At 58.7% G+C, this 5,558-nt stretch carries 6 protein-coding genes and 1 tRNA gene; 2 read left to right on the forward strand and 5 right to left on the reverse strand.

What is annotated here, in order from left to right; genetic code table 11:
* The 3 genes from tnpB to ACHWRX_RS02155 all read right to left on the reverse strand — a co-directional run.
* The coding region (gene tnpB / locus ACHWRX_RS02145) for an IS66 family insertion sequence element accessory protein TnpB (protein WP_394657923.1) at positions 1-198 on the reverse strand (198 nt) is incomplete at its 3' end.
* Positions 198-593, reverse strand: coding sequence for a transposase (locus tag ACHWRX_RS02150; protein WP_394657924.1), 396 nt, complete (start codon positions 591-593; stop codon positions 198-200). The genes ACHWRX_RS02150 and tnpB, both read right to left, overlap by 1 nt.
* Before the next feature lie 504 nt (positions 594-1,097).
* Complete coding sequence (locus ACHWRX_RS02155; protein WP_394657925.1) at positions 1,098-1,265, reverse strand: hypothetical protein; 168 nt, start codon at positions 1,263-1,265, stop codon at positions 1,098-1,100.
* A gap of 795 nt (positions 1,266-2,060) precedes the next feature.
* On the opposite strand from ACHWRX_RS02155, the gene ACHWRX_RS02160 reads away from it, so the two are divergent.
* Together ACHWRX_RS02160 and ACHWRX_RS02165 are read left to right on the forward strand one after the other, a co-directional pair.
* The gene (locus tag ACHWRX_RS02160; protein WP_394657926.1) at positions 2,061-2,387 is read left to right on the forward strand and encodes a flagellar biosynthesis anti-sigma factor FlgM; all 327 of its coding nucleotides are present in this window, start codon (positions 2,061-2,063) and stop codon (positions 2,385-2,387) included.
* Between the two features lie 1,635 nt (positions 2,388-4,022).
* Complete coding sequence (locus ACHWRX_RS02165) at positions 4,023-4,223, forward strand: hypothetical protein (protein WP_394657927.1); 201 nt, start codon at positions 4,023-4,025, stop codon at positions 4,221-4,223.
* A 481-nt stretch (positions 4,224-4,704) separates the two neighbouring features.
* Here ACHWRX_RS02165 and ACHWRX_RS02170 read toward each other — a convergent pair.
* Positions 4,705-4,780 (reverse strand) — tRNA-Val (locus tag ACHWRX_RS02170).
* 84 nt (positions 4,781-4,864) lie between these two features.
* Positions 4,865-5,558, reverse strand: a 694-nt coding sequence (locus tag ACHWRX_RS02175) for a MarR family transcriptional regulator (RefSeq protein WP_394657928.1), incomplete at its 5' end; no start/stop codon positions are given.

Genomic DNA, 5,558 nt, shown 5'->3' on the forward strand with positions numbered 1-5,558 from the left:
CTTGGCCATCAGGCATAGCCCTGTGCCGTCCCACCAGACCAGCTTGATCCGATCACTGCGCTTGGCCCGGAACACATAGATCACGCCGGAATAGGGATCGCCGCCGTACTCGGCACCTACCAGCGCATCCGGGCCTTTGCGGAAGTCAACCGGACGCGTCGCCACCATCACCTTTGCGCCTGGGCCGATCCCTATCATCAGCTGGCCCCAGCCTGCAGAGCTTGAATGATCGCCACGACCAGATCGGTCCTGACGGCCTGTCCGATCCAGACCACGGCGCCACCAACTTCGACCTCAATGCTATCGCTCGAGCTCGGCGGTGAGCCACCCACGACTGGCACAAGCATGGGCTCTTCGCGTGGGGGAAGCTTGGCGGCCTCCATCGCGTACCGCAGCTCCCTGCGCCACGTATACAGCAACGCCGGGCTGATCTCCTGCTCGCGAGCAAAGGCCGCGACGTTGTCGCAGCGCTCCATCCCGACCACCAGCTCCACCTTTTGCTCCAGCGCCCAGACGCGGCGCCGGCCTGCCAGTCGGCCAAGGACCTCGACGCGCCCACCAAGCTTCAGAGGCGCTCCAATGTTGGTGTCCAATGCGGTCGTAAGGCTCGGCTCGTCGATCCCCGCACTTCAGCCACAGACCCCGGGACAGGCAAGGTGACGTCGGAACACCGCTTACCGCGATCGTATCGTTTGTTTACCACCTCGATCGTTCGCACCGCGCGCACCTGTCGATCGTCACCCCTTAGCAGCGCCGATGCGGCACTGCAGTGCCTGATGTTCATCGAATATCCCTCGGAAGAGTGGCGCCTTGGCGATTATGCGAGCTAAGTTGTTCACATCAGTTCATCGCCATGTTTACTCACTCGACCGCATGTGATTGTCTGCGAGCAACAACCAGAAAAAACGGGATAAGTCGGATGTTTGAGTCGAAGCTTGGAGCAGTCACCATGCTGGCTGCGTGCTCATGGGGCTTGGTTGCCGCTGTCGCCAGCGTGGTATATCTGCAGCTTACATAACGCAGTCCATCAGGGCTTGCTGGTGATGCGCAGGAAAGCTTCGATCCCGGCCTAGGCGCAGCCCATGGTGGTGGACTTGTTAAACCCGCGCCTGCTTGCCCATCATAATCGCGCCCAGGAACGTCGTCGCGGGCATCGCGAACAGGTTAAAGACGAACAGCGGAATGTTGTCGTCGAAGGCAAGCGGCATCGGCGGCCCAGACTGGACCGCCTGGGCAACCAGGCTACTTGCCGCATCGGCAAACATCGGCAGGATAATGTGTTGGCTGCCGGGCCGGTGGTTACGGTCATCGCGGGCTCACGCCATCTGCCTGCCCGTGAAGACGCTCGCTGAGGTGGATTGCGTCGGAGCAGTTCTAGCTTGGGACCGCAATGCCACCGAGCCGAGCATTTGGAAAGTGGTTGAAGAGGTTTTTTCCTAACGCGGACCAACCAGAGCATGCTTGGTGACGAGCGAGTAAGTGTTTTTGATTGATGCTCCGATGCTGCCGTCCGATAGCACGATGTACACTGCGTTTGAACAGGCCATGGAGGGTGCGGAACGAAAGGACAGCGGCTGCCCCTGCATCAAGTCATGTGCACGTTCATGCCTGCGCTCTTATTTGCTCTTGCTTATGGTAGCCCACGCCTTGGCTTAGGGCCGCTGGCTAAGCGCTGGCGATCGGCTGGACATCGCAATCCGAGTACGGTGAGCTACCAATGCTATCGCCTCAGGTACCGAACTCTTGGCCTCGTACAGACAGAACGTTGGCCAGATGGCACGCTCCAGTACCGTGCTGTGGTAAGGCATCCAGTCCCACCGGATGAATGGCGCGGCAAAGTGTCAGCATTGGCATGTAAGCCACGTGTCGAGGGCAAGGTACAGACTCAAACAAGCAGCTTCATGCCGACGACACGCACGCTAACCTCCTACAAGTCACATAAGAATAAGTATTGAACGGCAGATACTTGCCGCTCAGGTGGCATTATCTTGCAGCCTGGCCATTAAGTCCGTGTGTGACCGTGTCGTTCTTTGGTGCGGAGCAGAAGGATCGACATCGTGGTGATAGAAGAACTCAGATTGCAACAGCTTGCGATCTCAAGACGGGCCGAAGGTCCCAAAGCTGCGGAGCCTCAAACCAGCCTTGCTGAGGCGTCAACGCGTTCACCTACCGCTCTCGTCACCTCGACCACATCGTCGCTATCTGTTGCTCCGATTCCAGTGGACGTAGAGCGCGTGGCTCAGATCCGGCGAGCCGTAGAGAACGGGACCTACCCACTTGTGCCTGCACGCATCGCAGACGCCATGATCGCGGCAGGCATGTTACTTAGCATGCCAAGAAATGATCAAGGCGCATTAGCGCGAAATTGGACCGGCAGCAGCACCTGAAACAGCAACCTTTGAATCGATCAACGGTGCGCTAAGCAATTGATTTCCGGCCTCTGTAAACACGGTACGGCACCGACGACGAAAGGGAATTCGTCGCCGGTGCTCGACCGAGTATAGTTGCGGTGCGACCCGAAGGATTCAAAAAGTCCTAACAACTAAGCGGCGACCTCCTTATATACCGAGGGCAGACCGTTCCTTAATGGAATGCTCCGATCACGATGATCTGCAATAACAATGCACTGCGACGCCCGCGCAGGATTGCTACGAGTGATATCGGTTATCCCAATTCGCCACAGTACCACGATCCGCCTGCAATCGGTAAGGTGGCGCCCAGGGCTGGTCCGCCAGAAAAATGGGCGGCTAGGCCATTCGCAATGATCATTATGAGACTGGAGCTTCTTGAGGCTAAGCGGGAGGGACATGCCATCCCCATCGGCGCCAGCACGTCGAAGCCGACCGCCTGAGGTAAGCGGGTAACCGCCTCCGTCCGCTAGCCGCCCATCTGCAGGGTGCAGCAAGAATTGATCATGCTATCTTTATCGAAAGTTCTTCTCGTCAATCTTGATTCCCCGAAAACGCGACTGACTTGTTGTTATAACCAACGGCAATTAGTCAATGTTGGAGCGCTCGAGAGCCGCAATCCGGAATTGCTGGGTGCGGGTGTTCCTGACCGCAAGGACACCGAGGAGGAAACCAACTTGCCGCCTCCGCGAGGGATTCTGAAAGGATTGATACTGCCGTAAATGCCGGAAGGCTCTACAGGTAAATCGACACCTATATCCACTTCCAGACTGCCCGGCGTTTTAACGCATCACTGCTGGAGATGAGCGGATGCTCCCTGTCGGACCAGGTAGCCGTTATACTTAGCCGCCCGCACGAGGAGACAACCGTTATCATGCTTACTACTTGGCGTGCCGACATCCGAACTTTTTGTCGCCGAGCAGGGGCCGGATATCGTATGGACGCTTGAAGATGTAGGGGACGGATAGGGGCAGTCCCGTGCAACATGTTCTGCTAAGGTAGGCTGAGGGGTATGGATGCTATTGGGTTGGTCGGCCTTATGAGTTCACGTTTTCAACGCCTTTTGTACGACCACGCTATGATAGAGGCTTCCATCACTGCACTTAGGCCGCGTCAGTGCGGTGTTTCCTCAATGTCTTCAGGTCGCGCCCGACCTTCACTGGCTGGATCATTGCCTATCAAAGGAGATCATTGCCTATCAAAGCAGAACGTGTCTGGATGTAGAGAAAGCACGCGACGTACTTCCGTCGCACAAGACCGCAGCGCGCTCAAAGCCAAGCGGGACCTTCGAGAAGGCCGAAATGGTGCTTCACCTGTTCCACTATCTATGTGGGCATCGGCCGGATACCCATCGCATCAATACGATGAAATCCTCCCTTTTCGCGTGGATCGGCTGGCTGATGCGGGCGAAAATGCCACTGGTGCTGCAGTGCCGCCATTAACAAAGTATCAATCGCTCGCTTCCGCTGACTGCGGATGGGCGAGCACGAGTAGGAGGTGCCTCGGGTCGAAAAGATCTAGAAATATAAGATCAGGGGCGTGTCCGGCCAGGATGCACAACCGAAGACTAAGGGTCTTCGCTCTGCGTTGAACCACGCGAAGGCTGCCAACAGAATGGGTGCGGCACCCAAAATCCCTTCAATCGACAAGCTGACGCAATCAAAGCGGCGCAAGCTCACGCTCGCCCCAACTCAGCTTGGTATAATCGTCGCGGTCGCGGATCATGAGCCGGAAGTACAGGCTGGGCCATGGCTATCGATCGCAACCGGCGTGCGCCCTGATGCCACTTTTGCCTTCAACCCGGTCGCCCAATGACGCAGCGCGGTCACCGACATGCAGCCCTTCGGTGCTTCACTCTCGAACGAGCCCAACCCGATTGTGCCGGTGATCGAGACTTTGCAAAATCTGGTCGCAGCATGGCCGCCCGGCGTGACTGTAAGGTAGCGGCGAACTTGGCGGCGCAACATCCGTTAAAATCTGGGCCATTTCCAGTCGGTGATTCAGGAGACGATCCGCCAGACCGAGGCGATCCACTTGCGCAATAGTAGCGGCCTCGGAGGGTAAATCAGCGCCCTGATTGACCACAAGGACCGGACGGACCCGCGGGGAGGCGCCCAGCAAGATTTATGCGGATGTCGCCTGGCTCCAATATGGAAGGCGACAAGTCGTGCGTTTAGCAAACTCTGGGAGCAGGTACCTCAAGGCGGCGTGCTAACCATTTGCTGACCATCAGCGATGACAACTAATTCCCTCGTTAGGCGGAGGCCTAAGAGGCGGGGAAACCAGAGGTTTAGGATGGTGGGCGGTGAGGGGCTCGAACCCCCGACCCTCTCGGTGTAAACGAGATGCTCTACCAACTGAGCTAACCGCCCGGCGCGGCTCTGAGAGCCGCTGACCGGATTGCGCTATGACGCTGCCAAGCCGCCTGGTCAACTGAGCAATCCCACGCGATTGGTTCAGATCGGTCCTGCGGTGCTACCAACCTCCACGAAATAACGCGCCATCGCGTCGGCGCAGCTGTCGCTGAGTTCGATGAAGGCACGGCGGCGGTCGATCTGATCGCCGACACGGACGAACTGGCCTTGTTCCACCATCTGGCCGATCCAGCGCAGCGCCGTCGTCGGCGGGACGCCCGAGGCGATGCACAGCGAAGTGACGGATACCCGGCGATGCTCGGCCCGTGCGGCCGTCAAGTCCAGCAGCATGTCCCATGCCGGATCGCCAAAAAGCTGCCCATCAAAATGACGCGCGCGCAACTGGCGATGGCGGATGATCCGGCGCACCAGGCGGGGATCGGGCAACGCCGGCTTGGTGAGCCGCATGGCGCCGCCCTCCTGCGGCGGGCTTAGCACACGATCAGGCTTTGCGGCAGAGGCCGGGGCAGCATCCGGCGCGCGTTGTTCAGGGGCAAGTCGCTCGATCCGACCGGCGATCTGGCCTACCTGTTCGGTCAGACGCATCAGCAGATGCCGTTCATCCTCCGACAGTTCACGCAGTCTCGCGGAGGGGAACTGCGCCAGCACATGCCCCAAGGCGATCACTCGATCGGCCCGATCCGGATCGACGAGAATCTGCGCCCCGCTCTGGTCCAGGCAGCCGAACACATCCTCCAGCGCCTCCACGGTTGTGGAAACGATCAGTTTCGCCCCC

It is taken from the genome of uncultured Novosphingobium sp., from assembly GCF_964277725.1.
Taxonomy (GTDB): Bacteria; Pseudomonadota; Alphaproteobacteria; order Sphingomonadales; family Sphingomonadaceae; genus Novosphingobium; species Novosphingobium fluoreni.